This window comes from Photobacterium sp. J15 (assembly GCF_963870815.1).
Lineage (GTDB): Bacteria > Pseudomonadota > Gammaproteobacteria > Enterobacterales > Vibrionaceae > Photobacterium > Photobacterium marinum.
On record NZ_CAWMUI010000001.1, the window covers coordinates 3,721,489 to 3,737,518 of the forward strand.

The following is a 16,030-nucleotide window of genomic DNA, read 5'->3' on the forward strand; positions in this document are numbered from 1 at the left end:
TGAAGAATTACTGGGAGTTAAATACCGGAACAATACGGCCACCACTACGATTGGTCAGCTTAGCAATAAATTCCTCTGCGACCCGACTATCAATCTCCACGGTCATCTCGACCTGGTTTCCGTAATCAGCACCCAGCTGAACCCCTGCATACTCGGCAAGCAACGACTCAACGAGTGACACCTGATTATATGCACAGCTCAGAGTAAGTTCCGAAGTTATTACTTTTTCTTTGGTTTGCAACACAGTTAATGCTTGCTGAACACCGCCACCATAGGCTTTCACCAAGCCACCGGTTCCCAACTTGATCCCACCGGAGTAACGGGTTACCACAGCCGTGATTTCACCGATACCGGAACCAGTCAGCTGGGCCAGAATCGGTTTTCCCGCGGTTCCCGACGGTTCGCCATCATCACTGAATCCCCATTTCATAGAATCTGTTGGTCGTCCGGCAACAAATGCCCAGCAGTTATGGCGGGCATCACTGTGTTTGGTTTTTATGTGCTGTACAAACGCCTTAGCCGCCTCGACCGACGGTGTATGAGCCAGATAAGTAATAAACCGACTCTTCTTTATTTCTTCTTCAAACGTCGCCATCTCGGCCGGAATGAAATACGGTTCAGATTCCATAATGATGATTCTATTAAGAAAACCAAAGACAATAGCTCAGGATAACACAGCGCACAGATGAGGCTTCAATCTCACCGTAAAAAAGCGAAGCAACCCCACCAGCAAACGCATGGCCAGCTCTTCGCCACCAGCATTACTACATTTTCGCAACATACAGACAAAAACCACCAACCAAAACCTAAACCACTGATAAACAATAAATTTAAAAGCGACCTTAATTCACCGACGCGACTTACTCATCTGTACAGCCCCCTTAACTCACAACAAAGAGTTAAACATTTGTTTAAAATAAGTGTTGTAATCGTTGCATAACAGGTTCAGACTAATCTTTAACCTGCTCAACAGGTCTAACCAGTTAAATCAAATTCGGCAAAGAACCGGTATTCACGGAGATAGAACATGATTTATCAAGGAGAAACCTTATCCGTCTGCTATCTGGAAGATGGCATTGCGGAGCTCAACCTCAACGCCCCGGGCGCCGTCAACAAGTTTGACCTTGCGACTCTGGAAAGCTTTAACGAAGCCCTGAATGCGCTTTACCAGCAAACCGACCTCAAAGGCCTGTTGCTGACATCAGATAAAGACGCATTTGTTGTCGGTGCTGATATCACTGAGTTTCTTGGCCTGTTTGCCAAACCTGCCGAAGAACTGTCTTACTGGCTGAGCCATGCCAACGACATCTTCAACAAATTAGAAGATCTCCCTGTTCCAACCCTTTCTGCCATCAACGGCCATGCCCTTGGCGGCGGATGTGAGTGTGTACTCGCTACCGACTTCCGCCTTGCCGATAACACAGCCCGCGTCGGACTGCCGGAAACCAAACTCGGTATCATGCCCGGATTCGGCGGAACCGTTCGCCTGCCGCGACTGATCGGTGCCGATTCGGCGATGGAAATCATCACGGCAGGTAAAGATAAAAAAGCAGCAGATGCGCTCAAGTTAGGCCTGGTCGATGGCGTTGTTGCACCAGACAAGCTCAAAGACGCCGCCATTGCGATGCTAAAAGATGCCATCGATGGCAAGCTGGACTGGCACCACCGCCGAGAGCAAAAAAAAACACCTTTACCACTGAATAAAATCGAAGCGACCATGAGCTTTACCACCGCCAAAGGCATGGTCAGCCAGATCGCCGGCCCTCACTACCCGGCCCCGATCACCTCGATCATCACTATTGAAGAAGCTGCAACCCTTTCCCGTGATGAAGCACTGGCGGTAGAAAACAAGCACTTTACTAAACTAGCCAAAACGGATGTCGCCCAGGCGCTGGTCAGTATTTTCCTTAACGATCAGTACATCAAAGGCAAAGCGAAAAAAGCGGCCAAAGCAGGCAAAGCCACCAGCAAAGGGGCTGTACTGGGAGCCGGTATCATGGGCGGAGGCATTGCCTACCAGTCAGCCCTGAAAGGGGTGCCGGTTCTGATGAAAGATATCGCCGAGCCATCATTGGAGCTCGGTATGGGGGAAGCGGCCAAGCTGCTGAACAAACAACTGGAGCGCGGGCGCATCGATGGCCTGAAGATGGCCAAGGTACTGTCGGCTATTCAACCCAGCCTGCATTACGCCGGTATCGAGCAGACTGATGTCATTGTTGAGGCAGTGGTCGAAAATCCGAAAGTCAAAGCGGCGGTATTGTCAGAAGTAGAAGGTCTGGTCAGTGAGGACACAGTGCTCACCTCCAATACCTCGACCATCCCTATCAACCTGTTAGCCAAATCGCTCAAGCGCCCGGAAAACTTCTGCGGCATGCACTTCTTCAACCCGGTACACCGCATGCCACTCGTTGAGATCATCCGAGGCGAACAGACCTCAGACGACACCATCAACCGCGTTGTCGCCTATGCCGCCAAAATGGGTAAATCCCCTATCGTGGTCAACGACTGTCCCGGCTTCTTTGTTAACCGCGTACTGTTCCCTTACTTTGCCGGTTTCAGCATGCTGATGCGCGACGGTGCCGACTTCAACAAAATTGACAAGGTGATGGAGAAACAGTTCGGCTGGCCGATGGGCCCGGCCTACCTGCTGGATGTGGTCGGCATTGATACCGCACACCACGCCCAAGCTGTTATGGCCGAAGGTTTCCCGGAGCGCATGAGCAAAGACTATAAAGATGCTGTCGATGTGATGTTCGAAAGCCAACGTTTCGGGCAGAAAAATGGTAAAGGCTTCTACAACTATTCAGTCGACCGCAAAGGTAAGCCGAAAAAGAACGCCGATCCGGATGTTACCGACCTGCTTGCGCCGGTATCCGGTGAGACCGTCGACTACAGCAGTGATGACATCATTGCCCGCATGATGGTGCCGATGATCAACGAAGTCGTTCGCTGCCTGGAAGAAGGTATTATCGCCAGCCCGGCAGAAGCAGACATGGCGCTGGTTTACGGCCTGGGCTTCCCTCCATTCCGCGGCGGCGTGTTCCGTTACCTAGATACCTTGGGGCTGGCTAACTATGTAGCCATGGCAGATCAGTATGCCCAACTGAGCGCTGTCTATGAAGTTCCGGCCGGCCTAAGGGAAATGGCAGAAAAAGGGGAAACTTACTATCCGCTTCCTGCACAAAACACTCCGGACAAGGCTTAACCACCACTTAAGGATGAGGAACAAAAAATGAATAACGTTGTGATTGTTGATTGTATCCGTACCCCGATGGGTCGATCCAAAGGTGGTGCGTACCGTCATGTCCGATCAGAAGATCTGTCAGCTCATCTGATGAAAGGCCTACTGGCACGAAACCCGCAGGTTGATCCGGCAACCATTGAAGATATCTACTGGGGCTGTGTACAGCAAACGTTAGAGCAAGGTTTTAACGTTGGCCGTAATGCCGCCCTACTTGCCGGCATTCCCCATACCGTCGGGGCAACCACAGTTAACCGCCTGTGCGGCTCCTCCATGCAGGCGCTGCATGATGCAGCCCGCGCCATTATGGTCGGCGATGCCGACACCTGCCTTATCGGGGGTGTCGAACATATGGGGCATGTGCCGATGAACCATGGTGTCGACTTCCATCCCGGTTTATCGAAGTCTGTCGCCAAAGCCGCAGGTATGATGGGGCTGACCGCCGAGATGCTGGGCCGACTGCACGGTATCAGCCGCGAAATGCAGGATGAGTTTGCTGCCCGCTCCCACCAGCGCGCCCATGCCGCCACGGTGGAAGGTCGCTTTACTCATGAAATCCTGCCAACCGAGGGCCATGACGAAGACGGTCGCCTTAAGCTGTTCGACTACGATGAGGTGATCCGCCCGGAAACCACGGTCGAGGCACTATCGGGATTGCGTCCGGTCTTTGATCCGGCCAACGGCACCGTCACAGCCGGCAGTTCATCCGCTCTGTCGGATGGTGCCGCTGCCATGCTGGTCATGAGTGAAACCAAAGCTAAAGAGCTGGGGCTGACAATCCGCGCCCGGGTGAAATCAATGGCCATTGCCGGTTGTGATCCGTCAATTATGGGTTATGGACCGGTACCGGCCACCCAGAAAGCCCTGAAGCGCGCCGGACTATCCATGGGTGATATCGGCATGGTCGAACTCAACGAAGCCTTTGCCGCTCAGTCGCTGCCATGTGCCAAAGATTTAGGCCTGCTCGACAATGTTGACGATAAGGTCAACCTGAACGGCGGCGCCATTGCCCTTGGCCACCCGCTGGGTTGTTCCGGTGCACGGATCTCCACCACCCTGATCAACCTGATGGAACACAATGATGTCCAGTTTGGTCTGGCAACCATGTGTATCGGTCTCGGTCAGGGTATTGCGACCATTTTTGAGCGTGTCGAATAACCACCAGATAAGCCAAACAACAAGCCCGCTTCACGCGGGCTTTTCTTTTTCCTGCCCAATGATCGCAGTACAGCGCTTCTGTTTAACCCATGCTTGTGATGCATATATAAAATGATAAAGTTTCATTTTATTCATACTCATATCAGGACTACACTCAATAGCCATCAACGCCCCCTTTTATTCAAATCCGGAGCATTCTTATGTTTAAGGCACTTGTTCTTAACCAAGAAGAGAAAAAAACCATCGCAGCTATCCAGCAAGTTGAAGAATCACAACTTCCTGAAGGTGATGTGCTTATTGATGTCGACTACTCGTCGCTGAACTTCAAGGATGGTTTGGCCATCACAGGTAAGGGCAAGATTGTCCGCCAGTTCCCTATGGTGCCAGGTATCGATCTGAGCGGTACCGTAACTGAATCAAGTGATGACCGCTACAAAGCCGGTGACAAAGTGGTTCTGACCGGCTGGGGTGTCGGTGAAGGCCACTGGGGCGGCATGGCTGAAAAAGCACGCCTGAAAGCAGACTGGCTGGTACCTCAGCCGGAAGGCCTGAGCGGAAAACAAGCAATGATGATCGGTACTGCCGGCCTGACAGCGATGCTGTGTGTTCAGGCGCTGGTCGATGCCGGTATCAAACCAGAACACGGCGAAGTACTGGTTACCGGTGCCAGCGGTGGTGTTGGCTCTGTTGCCGTTACCCTGCTTTCCCAGCTTGGTTATCAGGTAGCTGCCGTTACCGGCCGTGCTGAAGCCAATGGCGAATTACTGAAACAACTGGGTGCGGCCCGCATTATCGAGCGCAGTGAGTTTGAAGAACCTTCGCGTCCGCTGGAAAAACAAATCTGGGCGGGTGCCGTAGATACAGTCGGCAGCAAGGTACTGGCGAAAGTACTGGCTCAGGTAGATTACAACGGCGCAGTTGCTGCTTGTGGCCTGGCCGGTGGTTTTGATCTGCCTACCACTGTAATGCCATTTATCCTGCGTAACGTAAGCCTGCTGGGTGTCGACTCAGTTATGTGCCCGTTTGAAAAACGTCAGCAAGCATGGAAACGTCTGAACGAACTACTACCAGCCAGCTTCTATGAGCAGGCATGCCGTGAAGTTCAGTTGGAAGAAGTTGCTGAGTGTGCAGAAGCTATCACTAACGGCCAGATCACCGGTCGTGTCGTGATTAAGCTATAAAGACCAGTTTAAAAACTAAACAACAGAGTTAGATATTGACTACCTTGGCCAGCTCCCCGCTGGCCTTTTTTCTAACAGACTTTACCCGCTCTCCCATAGTGACAACCACAAACTTCACTAATCAGCATCTTTGAAGTTACACCAAGCCCATATCGTGAATACGTTTATCGATCAGCTTACCGCACTCTTCCTGAATCAAATTCCGCAGCCAGATTTGCGAGGCCGAATGCTCACAGCGCGGGTGCCAGATCAACGAATAATCAAACGGCTTGAACTCGAACGGCAACGGCTTCACCACCAAATCATGCTTGTCCGCAACCAGGTACGCTAAGTCAGCCGGAACGGTAATAATAAGCGGCATCTTATCAACAATTGCCAATGCCGCTTCCAGGTGATAGGCCCGCAATACCATTTTGCGCTGGGAGTACCCACGCAAGGCTTCATCAATTAACGACTTCACCCCATCACTGATCGCTATCATCGCATGGGGAAATGTCAGGTAATCCTCTAACGAAAGTTCTTTATCAGCCAGCGGATGCTGCTTCGACAACATGCAAAACACACTCACCAGCCCGAGCTTGTCACGACGCAACGGCTCAATCGGCCCGGTCGGCCGACAGATCGCCATATCGCAACCGTCAGTTGTAAGCTGATTCAGTAAGTGATCATGTTGAAGCGGCGGGAACTCCAGCGAAATATTCGGCGCTTCTTCATAGATACGCGGCAAGGCAAACGGCAGGATGGTTTGCATCGCGTAGTCGGTAGTGGCAATAACAAAGTGTTGTTCACACCGAGCCGGATCGAAATCAGCGGGCGTGAGTAAAATACGCATCGCTTCCAACGGCACGTTCAGTGCTTCATTAAGCTCCAGTGCTCTTTGTGTCGGTAACAACCGCTGGCCCTGGCGGGTAAATAAAGGATCACCAAGCAAATCACGCAAACGCCCCAATACCCGGCTCATCGCCGACTGGCTCAGGTTTAGCCTGACAGCCGCCCGGCTGACGCTGCCTTCTTCCAGTAACACTTTCAGTGCCACCAGCAGGTTTAAATCACGGCGGTAAACTTCTTCTAGTTCCATTTCGCTCTGACCTTGCTTCGGTAACCCAATAAATAAGGAAGAGTATTATGGAACGACCAATAAAAAAAATCCCGCTCTATCAGCGGGGAAGCCCAAGAAAACCGGGAGTGAGATATGATGCGCACATTAGTGTTCTTCTTCTTCAAGCTCAGGTGAGTTGGTGAGTTCAAACCAGAGTCCTAGTGCAGAAGCAACCAAGGCAGCCAAAGCAAAAATACTGGTTTGATCCGGACTTCGAATCACCAAAGAGCAAAAGGTAATAAAGCACAACACACTATAAACAGCTAAGCGATCCATCTGAGTCAACATCATGCACCCTCCTAATCCTTTAGAAGACAACGTTAATGACTTGTTAAATACGTTACACAATTAATTGTGATTTGCCAAGCCTTATTGATTAATTCTTATCCATAAGTATGATCGGAAGCTTCGCAACAACACGTATATGCTATGACTGCTACATTTGAAAACGCGACTCATATTCTCGAAGCCGAAGGCCTGCGCTGCCCGGAGCCGGTTATGATGGTCCGTAAAACAGTAAGAAAAATGGCCGAAGGCGACACGCTTTTGATCACAGCAGATGACCCGTCAACAACCCGGGATATTCCGAGTTTTTGCCGATTCATGGATCACACCCTGCTTGCCGCAGAAACCGATAACCTTCCATATCGGTACTTAATCCAAAAAGGCGCAAATTAAAAAAGGCAGCTCAGAGAGCTGCCTTTTACATATTCGGTATCATTTATCTTTTTAACTAACTGCAATCAATCCCTATTGCTGAGATTCATAACTGTCACGCAATGCCTTGTTAGCCTTTTCCAACTCATGGCGCAATTCGCGGATTTCCTTTTTCATCGGCAGCACATAGCGCAACCTGACCAGCGCATCAACGGATAAGTAGGTTGTCACAATCGCCCCTACCACCATAGGGACCCACATATCGGTTAACACCATTCCCAAAATATTGAGGGCCAGAGCAAGGTTAAACAACCAGAACTGGCTTCGCGGCGAAATAGCGAGAAAACGGTCCATACTCCCTCCTACTACCGTTCACCTTAACTTCACCATACCATGGCATTTAATTGCACACTGCTGCCAATATCACAGTTCAATCTCTTGTTACCGGACTGTCATGAACAAACAATAACGGGATGTTTCATGTGAAACATCCCGACATATTAAGGGAATAAAAACCGGGAGTTAGTCGCAGGCTTAAAGACCAAATGCCGCCGCCACAGCCAGTGCAACAAACAATGCAGCAGTCACTTTACGGATAAGTCCAAGCGGCATTTTGTCGGCTGATAATTTCCCGATCAGTACTACAGGAACATTCGCCAACAGCATTCCGATCGTTGTACCCATCACCACCAACAACAAGCCGTCATGGAATTTGGCACCCAGTACCGTTGTGGCAACCTGCGTCTTATCGCCGATTTCAGCAATAAAGAAAGCAATAAAGCTGGCGATAAACGGCCCGCGATTGGAAATCTGCTCATCATCATCCATCTTGTCCGGGATCAGGATCCACCCGGCCATCAGGACAAAACTGACTATCAGCACCCACTTCAATACTTCAGGTGAAAGGAAATCGGCCACCACCACACCCAGCCAGGCAGCGAGGGCGTGGTTGGCTATCGTTGCCAGAAAAATAGCCAAAATGATAGGAACAGGTTTGCGATAACGACTGGCCAGCAACAAAGACAAAAGTTGGGTTTTATCCCCGATTTCAGCAAGGGCTACGGTAGTAATAGATACGGCTAGAATACTCACGACATGCTCTTTGGGGCGAGGATTGGTATTAACAACCACGGACAAACGCACATGCCCCACCCCGGTTCATGCTGGTTTGCCTATGGTCTCGCCAAACTCACTCGTAGGGAAAGTGTGAGTCACAATCGCCATGAAGATTTTGCTTCAATTATGTTGACGATGGTCTCGATAGATCGAGAGGCTACTCCCCAAAGGAAACAGGATAATAACCAGCATCGATGACAGGATCAAGCAGAGAGAAGAAACAGAAATGATGACGGGCTGCCGACTTGCCGGCGGCAGCCCGGGAAAGTTATGACAGCGGAGACAGAACAATCTCAACACGGCGGTTTTCCGCACGGCCCTGTTTAGTGCTGTTCGTCGCAATCGGATGTGATTCGCCCATCCCCTTCGCCACAACACGATTCGCCGTTACACCTTCACGGATCAGGTAATTGCTCACCTCGCTGGCACGAACCTGAGACAGGCGCAGGTTGTAAGACTCTGAGCCAGAGCTATCCGTAAAGCCATACACATTCAGAACAGTCTTATCGTACTCTTTCGCTACCAGCGCCACATTGTGAAGCGCCTGCATTGCACGAGGGTTAAGTTCGGTTTTATCAAACTCAAAAGTGATCGCATTGGGCATATTCAGCACGATGTTGTCACCGTCACGGGTAACACTGATACCGGTTGATTGCAGTTGCTGACGCAGTTCAGCTTCCTGTACATCCATGTAATAGCCGATTCCGCCACCCAGTGCAGCACCGGACGCCGCACCAATCAGCGCGCCTTTACCACGGTCACTCTTACTTGAAGAAGCCACACCAATTGCAGCCCCCGCCACTGCACCAAGCAGCGCACCACTGGTTGCCTTGGCAGTCTGAGATTCACCGGAATAAGGATTCACAGTACTACAGCCTGCTGCTGCAACAGCTGTTGCCGTAGCAAAAATTACATTACGCACCCATTTGGTAGCGACCAATGAAGAATTGAAGTCCATCGTCTTGTCCATTAGTTCTCGATTTATTATCGATGTGATTGTATTCCCCGCCAGCATTTGACGAGCTATAAAACGAAAGCCCGGCCATTGTATCGGGCCTTCAGGAAGGTATATCAGAACAGTGTAAAATTATCATTACCGTTGTGAATCCTGCCATTGACCAACTAATTTAACCAATTTGCCCAAAGATGGCCAAAAAACATGCAACAGCCCTACTCGGGCCTTGCCATGCAAGGTATACTGGATTGTTACTAAAAAATTCTTTTAATCCACTAATCTCGCGAAGCTGACAATGCAGAAATACGATATTAAAACCTTTCAGGGCATGATCCTCGCGCTGCAGGATTACTGGGGCCAGCAGGGTTGTACCATTGTACAACCATTGGACATGGAAGTTGGTGCAGGTACCTCTCACCCAATGACCTGTCTGCGTGCTCTGGGTCCAGAACCAATTGCAGCAGCGTATGTACAACCATCTCGCCGCCCGACTGATGGCCGTTACGGTGAAAACCCTAACCGTCTTCAGCACTACTACCAGTTCCAGGTGATCATCAAGCCTTCACCGGACAACATCCAGGAACTATACCTGGGTTCACTGGAAGCACTGGGTATCGACACTCAAGTGCACGACATTCGTTTTGTTGAGGACAACTGGGAAAACCCGACTCTGGGTGCCTGGGGTCTTGGCTGGGAAGTATGGCTGAACGGCATGGAAGTAACTCAGTTTACTTACTTCCAGCAGGTTGGTGGTCTTGAATGTAAACCAGTTACCGGCGAAATCACTTACGGTATTGAACGTCTGGCGATGTACATCCAGGGCGTTGACTCTGTTTATGATCTGGTTTGGACTGACGGCCCGCTAGGCAAAGTAACCTACGGCGATATCTTCCACCAGAACGAAGTGGAACAGTCAACTTACAACTTCGAACACGCAGACGTAGACTTCCTGTTCACCTTCTTCGACCAGTGCGAGAAGGAAAGCCAGGAGCTGCTGGCTCTGGAAAATCCACTGCCACTGCCAGCCTACGAGCGTATTCTGAAAGCCGGCCATGCCTTCAACCTGCTTGATGCACGTAAAGCGATCTCGGTTACCGAGCGTCAGCGTTACATCCTGCGTATTCGTAACCTGACTAAGCAGGTTGCAGAAGCTTACTACGCATCTCGTGAAGCCCTGGGCTTCCCTATGTGCAAAAAAGACAAGTAAGGGCATCGCATGACCGAGAAGAATTTTCTTATTGAGCTGGGTACGGAAGAGCTGCCACCAAAAGCACTTCGTACCCTTGCTGAAGCTTTTGCAGCAAACTTCGAAGCTGAACTGAAAACCGCTGATCTGGCACACCAGGGTGTTAAGTGGTTTGCGGCACCTCGCCGTCTAGCCCTGAAAGTATCCGCACTGGCTGAAGGCCAGGCCGATAAAGTGGTTGAGAAGCGTGGTCCGGCTGTAGCTGTTGCATTTGATGCTGACGGTAACCCGACCAAAGCCGCTCAAGGCTGGGCTCGTGGTAACGGCATCACAGTTGATCAGGCTGACCGCCTGAAAACTGACAAAGGTGAATGGCTGCTGTACAAGCAAGAAGTGAAAGGTCAGCCAGCACAGGCACTGCTTTGTGATCTGGTTGCTGCTGCACTTGCTAAGCTGCCAATTCCTAAGCCAATGCGCTGGGGCGACAAAGAAACTCAGTTTATCCGTCCGGTTAAAACCGTAACTATGCTGCTGGGTGACGAACTGATCCCGGGTAGCATCCTGGGTGTGGAATCTGCACGCACTATCCGCGGCCACCGTTTCATGGGCGAACCTGAGTTCACTATCGACAATGCCGACCAGTACCCTGCGCTTCTTGAAGAGCGTGGCAAAGTAATGGCTGACTACGAAGCTCGTAAAGCAATCATTCTTGCTGACGCTCAAAAAGCAGCTCAAGAAGTTGGCGGTATCGCTGATCTTGAAGACGAGCTGGTTGAAGAAGTCACGTCTCTGGTTGAATGGCCGGTAGTACTGACCGCATCATTCGAAGAAGAGTTCCTGAACGTACCTTCTGAAGCTCTGGTTTACACCATGAAAGGCGACCAGAAGTACTTCCCTGTTTATGATGCTGATGGCAACCTGGTTCCTAAGTTCATCTTCGTTTCTAACATCGTGTCTAAAGACCCACGTCAGATCATCGAAGGTAACGAGAAAGTGGTTCGCCCTCGTCTGGCTGATGCTGAGTTCTTCTTCAACACCGACCGCAAGCGTCCGTTGGTTGAGCGCCTACCTGAGCTAGAAACTGTTCTGTTCCAGAAGCAACTGGGTACGCTGCGTGACAAGACAGATCGCATCACTGCGATGTCCGGTTACATTGCCGAGCTGATCGGTGCCAACGTTGAGCACGCTGAGCGTGCAGGCCTGCTTTCTAAGTGTGACCTGATGACCTCAATGGTATTCGAATTCACTGACACCCAGGGTGTGATGGGCATGCACTACGCACGTCTGGACGGTGAACACGAAGATGTTGCTGTTGCCCTGAACGAGCAGTACATGCCTCGTTTCGCCGGTGACGAGCTGCCATCATCTGACGTTGCTGCGACTGTTGCCCTGGCTGACAAGATTGATACCCTGGTTGGTATCTTCGGAATCGGCCAGCATCCGAAAGGTGCTAACGACCCGTTTGCCCTTCGCCGTGCAGCACTGGGTGCCCTGCGTATCATCGTAGAGAAAGGCTACAACCTGGATCTAGTTGCTCTGATCAACAAAGCGAAAGAACTGTTCGGTGCCAAGCTGACTAACCAAAACGTAGATGCAGACGTGATTGATTTCATGCTGGGTCGTTTCCGTGCATGGTACCAGGACGAAGGCCACAGCGTTGACGCGATCCAAGCGGTACTGGCACGTCGTCCGACTCAACCTTCTGACTTCGACAAGCGAGTGAAAGCAGTAACTCACTTCCGTGGTCTGGAAGCAGCTGAGTCACTGGCAGCAGCGAACAAGCGTGTAGGTAATATCCTGGCGAAATTCGACGGTGAACTTCCTGCGTCTATCGACAGCAACCTGCTGGCTGAAGATGCAGAGAAAGCTCTGGCAGAAAAAGTAGAAGCTATGGTGGCTGCTCTGGCCCCTGTTTTTGCTGAAGGTAACTACCAGCAAGCCCTGTCTGAACTGGCTACCCTGCGTGAAACTGTCGATGCGTTCTTCGACAACGTAATGGTAATGGCTGAAGACGAGAAGCTGAAAGTGAACCGTCTGGCAATGCTGAACCTACTACGTAACCAGTTCCTGAAAGTGGCTGATATTTCTCTACTACAGAAATAATCACCGAACTTCAGTATCCAACCCCATGTCACAGGCATGGGGTTTTTTATATCTGTCTTCACAACTCCACTTCGCTTCCCGCAAACCTCAATCCCCCAACCTTTAACTGACTCAACTCATCCGGCACAAATGAGTTTCAACATGAGGCAGAGATATAAGCAAAACAGCTTGTTTCATTGCTCACTCATTTTTCCCCCAAGGAAAAATTCGTCTTCCTAGGTTTCACGTGAAACAGCTATGAAGGGAATAAGGCGAAAACAATTAAGCCCGAAAAATAGACGGCTCCAGGTCATCCCTTTCCTCTATCCTGACGGGCCTTTCCCGCCTGAGACATCAGCCTCTGAAATCAAACGAACACCGGCTTATTTCTGATCCTTTCCCTCTCAGGCTCGATGAGGTATGTTGACTGATGAACATGACGTATACAGTAGAAGTATCATAATAGATAAGAGCGATAGACTGAGGTCGGAAGTAAAAATGGAGTTTTCTAGATTCGGAGATAAGTTCGCCCGTTATTCGGGGATCACCCAACTAATGGACGATTTAAACGATGGCTTACGCAACCCGGATGCCATCATGCTCGGCGGCGGCAATCCGGCACAAATCCCGGCAATGGTTGAATACTTCAACCAGCTCTGCGAGCAAATGACAGCCAGCGGCGAGCTGACCGCCGCCCTGACAAATTATGACGGCCCGCAAGGTAAGAATGTATTTCTTAATGCCCTCGCCCAACTGCTCCGTACCACCTATGGCTGGGATATCACCGCCAAAAACATCGTCCTGACTAACGGTAGCCAGAGTGCCTTCTTCAACCTGTTCAACCTGCTAGCCGGCACTTACCCGGATGGCAGCAAAAAGAAAATTCTGCTACCGCTGGCACCGGAATATATCGGTTACAGTGACTCGGGCCTGGAGCCGGATATGTTTGTATCCTTCCGCCCTGAGATCACCCTGCTTGATGATGGCCTGTTTAAATACCATGTCGACTTCAGTCAACTTGTAGTCGATGACAGGATCGGCGCAATCTGTGCTTCACGCCCGACTAATCCGACCGGCAATGTCCTCACCGATGAGGAAATCAAACACCTTGACGAACTGGCTCGTGAACACGATATCCCATTAATCATTGATAATGCCTATGGCATGCCATTCCCCGACATCATCTTTGAAGATGTCACCCCGTTCTGGAATGACAACACCATTCTTTGCATGAGCCTGTCCAAACTTGGCTTGCCTGGTGTGCGTTGCGGCATCGTAATCGCCAGTGAAGAAATTGCCACTGCGATAGCTAACATGAACGGCGTACTCAGCCTTGCCCCTGGCAGTGTCGGTCCGGCAATAGCAAACAAAATGATTGAGAATCAGGATCTGCTAAAACTCAGCGAACAGACCATCAAGCCATTTTATCTTCGCAAATCCCAATATGCCGTCGAGTTACTACAAGATGCCATTAAGGATGAACGGTTCAGGATCCACAAACCGGAAGGCGCAATGTTCCTTTGGTTATGGTTTAAAGACCTGCCAATCACTACCATGGAACTGTATCAACGGCTCAAGGCCCGTGGGGTGCTTATCGTTCCTGGTGAATACTTCTTTATCGGTCTTGATGGCGACTGGAGCCATGCCCACGAATGTTTGCGGATGAACTACGTCCAGAACGATGATGACATGAAGCGCGGTATTGCCATCATTGCTGAAGAAGTTGAAAAAGCCTACCAACAGGTTTAACCCCTACAACCAACAAAGCTGCCAACTCGGCAGCTTTGTTTTAAGCAAGATGATCGCCCCCGCTCTTCATTCCTAATTGCCCTACCCATAAATAATTAAGAACGCCCTCTCCTAGTTACCGCTACAAACAAGACCAATAAACCAAATCACAGTTATCACCCATACCCACAATTTAAATCTGGCCTGCATGTCAGCTAATAACATCCATTACTTACTCGGCTGCGGCAAGATAAGTCATGACGTTTAACGCACCATTTAGCTCTCCCATTCGCTTCAGGTAATCAGCATGAACTTTTACTTGGTGGCGATGGTGGCCTCCAGCCTCAAAGGTCAGGTTAAACACAATATCAAATGACGAGAACCACAGTAGTTTGAGATCATCAGGCAACTCCTCTGCGGCCACCAGCAAAGACTCGAGTTCTTCTTCTATTGAGGCAAACTCATCACTGGCAGGCTCAACAGAAAGCTGAAACAGATGCTCATCCAGCCAACCGCAATGGAGAATCCGCACCTGGTCCTGAAGGGTGGCGGCCAGTGGGGATATATCCTGCCGGGAATACAAATCTAGATCGATACTGACATAACGGGTAATGGTCGACATAGCTCCCCTCTCCAAATTCGGACAAGCAACGCTGTTTCACGTGAAACAGCCGCCTCTTGCTAAATCAATAATAAGGCGCGCTGGGATCAAACATAAGCATAGCGGGTAAACAAACAGGCAAGTGAATCAACTCATGGACAAAAGACCATAACGTTAGCTCATCAAAATTCAGACATAAAAAAGGCCAGCCGAAGCTGACCTTTCACACCTTATCCGAACTCTGCGTTATTCGGTTTCAATTAAACGCTGACCGTTAATCGCAATCTTACGTGGCTTCTGCTCTTCCGGGATCTCTCGTTCAAGATCGATATGCAGCAGACCATTTTCCATCTCGGCACCAACAACTTTAACGTAATCTGCCAACTGGAACTTGCGCTCGAAGTCGCGCTCAGCAATACCCTGGTACAGGTACTGAGCTTCTTCTTTAGTATTCTCACGAGTACCGCGAACAATCAGTTTGTTTTGCTGCTGGGTGATATCCAGTTGCTCTTCAGCAAAGCCGGCCACCGCCATGGTGATGCGGTAATGATGCTCATCCTGCTGTTCGATGTTGTATGGAGGGTAACCCGCATTTGCGTTAGTTACACTTTTCTCCATCTGGTTGAACAGACGATCAAAGCCAATAGCAGAACGGTATAAAGGAGTGAAATCAAGGTTACGCATAATAATATCCTTCTCTTGAAGCAATAAACATATAACGATAATGAATTGTCTGAAGTGGTTTTCCGCCGAGGGACAAACCGTTTGTCGGCCCAACTTTTGGCACCGACCTCTTCATAATTAGATATAGGGATGAGCCAAAACTTTTCCAACCCCTGACCGCAAAATTTTTATCTTCTCTCCCAACAGGTGAAAAACACGCTCAGACTCCCCTCTCCGTCTTCAAAAAACAACAACCAGTTAGCGTAATAAAAGACACAACAAAAGAGCAGAAAGAAAGAGAGACACTAAACTTTTGAACAAAACAGGCATAAAAAAACGCCACTCCTGAGAGTGGCGTTTCAG

Annotated in this window: 15 protein-coding genes and 1 riboswitch; of the genes, 7 read left to right on the forward strand and 8 right to left on the reverse strand. The window is 50.0% G+C overall.

The genetic code is table 11. From position 1 onward, the window contains the following. Positions 1-7 precede the first annotated feature (7 nt). A complete protein-coding gene (locus tag AACQ93_RS16775; RefSeq protein WP_007468652.1) occupies positions 8-628 on the reverse strand; it encodes a YigZ family protein in 621 nt (206 codons plus the stop codon). Positions 629-1,027: 399 nt separating this feature from the next. Here AACQ93_RS16775 and fadB point away from each other — a divergent pair, with 399 nt between their 5' ends. The 3 genes from fadB (at position 1,028) to acuI (ending at position 5,580) form a co-directional block, all read left to right on the forward strand. Further along, the gene (fadB, locus tag AACQ93_RS16780) at positions 1,028-3,205 is read left to right on the forward strand and encodes a fatty acid oxidation complex subunit alpha FadB (RefSeq protein WP_064606405.1); all 2,178 of its coding nucleotides are present in this window, start codon (positions 1,028-1,030) and stop codon (positions 3,203-3,205) included. Positions 3,206-3,232: 27 nt separating this feature from the next. After that, entirely contained in the window at positions 3,233-4,399 is a 1,167-nt protein-coding gene (gene fadA, locus AACQ93_RS16785; RefSeq protein WP_064606406.1) for an acetyl-CoA C-acyltransferase FadA, read from the forward strand. Between the two features lie 200 nt (positions 4,400-4,599). Then, a complete protein-coding gene (gene acuI, locus AACQ93_RS16790) occupies positions 4,600-5,580 on the forward strand; it encodes an acrylyl-CoA reductase (NADPH) (RefSeq protein ID WP_007468661.1) in 981 nt (326 codons plus the stop codon). A gap of 136 nt (positions 5,581-5,716) precedes the next feature. On the opposite strand, the gene AACQ93_RS16795 is transcribed toward acuI, so the two are convergent. Together AACQ93_RS16795 and AACQ93_RS16800 are read right to left on the reverse strand one after the other, a co-directional pair. Further along, positions 5,717-6,658 (reverse strand): LysR family transcriptional regulator, encoded by a 942-nt coding sequence (locus AACQ93_RS16795; RefSeq protein ID WP_007468663.1) that lies wholly within the window; start codon positions 6,656-6,658, stop codon positions 5,717-5,719. A gap of 126 nt (positions 6,659-6,784) precedes the next feature. Continuing rightward, positions 6,785-6,967 carry a hypothetical protein gene (locus tag AACQ93_RS16800; protein WP_036801139.1) on the reverse strand — a complete coding sequence of 61 codons (183 nt, stop codon included), beginning with the start codon at positions 6,965-6,967 and terminating at the stop codon, positions 6,785-6,787. 141 nt (positions 6,968-7,108) lie between these two features. Here AACQ93_RS16800 and tusA point away from each other — a divergent pair, with 141 nt between their 5' ends. Next, complete coding sequence (tusA, locus tag AACQ93_RS16805) at positions 7,109-7,357, forward strand: sulfurtransferase TusA (RefSeq protein ID WP_036801125.1); 249 nt, start codon at positions 7,109-7,111, stop codon at positions 7,355-7,357. Between the two features lie 72 nt (positions 7,358-7,429). Here tusA and AACQ93_RS16810 read toward each other — a convergent pair whose 3' ends face one another. The 3 genes from AACQ93_RS16810 to AACQ93_RS16820 form a co-directional block, all read right to left on the reverse strand. Further along, entirely contained in the window at positions 7,430-7,690 is a 261-nt protein-coding gene (locus tag AACQ93_RS16810; protein WP_007468669.1) for a hypothetical protein, read from the reverse strand. A gap of 180 nt (positions 7,691-7,870) precedes the next feature. Further along, a complete protein-coding gene (locus AACQ93_RS16815; protein ID WP_007468671.1) occupies positions 7,871-8,428 on the reverse strand; it encodes a TMEM165/GDT1 family protein in 558 nt (185 codons plus the stop codon). A gap of 93 nt (positions 8,429-8,521) precedes the next feature. Further along, positions 8,522-8,630, reverse strand: a riboswitch (yybP-ykoY riboswitch). Between the two features lie 90 nt (positions 8,631-8,720). Continuing rightward, positions 8,721-9,422 carry an OmpA family protein gene (locus AACQ93_RS16820; protein ID WP_157097582.1) on the reverse strand — a complete coding sequence of 234 codons (702 nt, stop codon included), beginning with the start codon at positions 9,420-9,422 and terminating at the stop codon, positions 8,721-8,723. A 280-nt stretch (positions 9,423-9,702) separates the two neighbouring features. Between AACQ93_RS16820 and glyQ the strand changes: the two genes are divergently transcribed. The 3 genes from glyQ (at position 9,703) to AACQ93_RS16835 (ending at position 14,424) form a co-directional block, all read left to right on the forward strand. Further along, positions 9,703-10,614 carry a glycine--tRNA ligase subunit alpha gene (glyQ, locus tag AACQ93_RS16825; protein ID WP_007468675.1) on the forward strand — a complete coding sequence of 304 codons (912 nt, stop codon included), beginning with the start codon at positions 9,703-9,705 and terminating at the stop codon, positions 10,612-10,614. A gap of 9 nt (positions 10,615-10,623) precedes the next feature. After that, positions 10,624-12,696: a glycine--tRNA ligase subunit beta gene (glyS, locus tag AACQ93_RS16830; protein WP_064606408.1), complete on the forward strand. Its 2,073-nt coding sequence runs from the start codon at positions 10,624-10,626 to the stop codon at positions 12,694-12,696. Between the two features lie 477 nt (positions 12,697-13,173). After that, positions 13,174-14,424: a valine--pyruvate transaminase gene (locus tag AACQ93_RS16835; RefSeq protein WP_064606410.1), complete on the forward strand. Its 1,251-nt coding sequence runs from the start codon at positions 13,174-13,176 to the stop codon at positions 14,422-14,424. A 211-nt stretch (positions 14,425-14,635) separates the two neighbouring features. On the opposite strand, the gene AACQ93_RS16840 is transcribed toward AACQ93_RS16835, so the two are convergent. Further along, the gene (locus AACQ93_RS16840) at positions 14,636-15,025 is read right to left on the reverse strand and encodes a hypothetical protein (RefSeq protein ID WP_007468681.1); all 390 of its coding nucleotides are present in this window, start codon (positions 15,023-15,025) and stop codon (positions 14,636-14,638) included. A 225-nt stretch (positions 15,026-15,250) separates the two neighbouring features. After that, the gene (gene ibpA / locus AACQ93_RS16845) at positions 15,251-15,688 is read right to left on the reverse strand and encodes a small heat shock chaperone IbpA (RefSeq protein ID WP_007468683.1); all 438 of its coding nucleotides are present in this window, start codon (positions 15,686-15,688) and stop codon (positions 15,251-15,253) included. Positions 15,689-16,030: the final 342 nt, after the last annotated feature.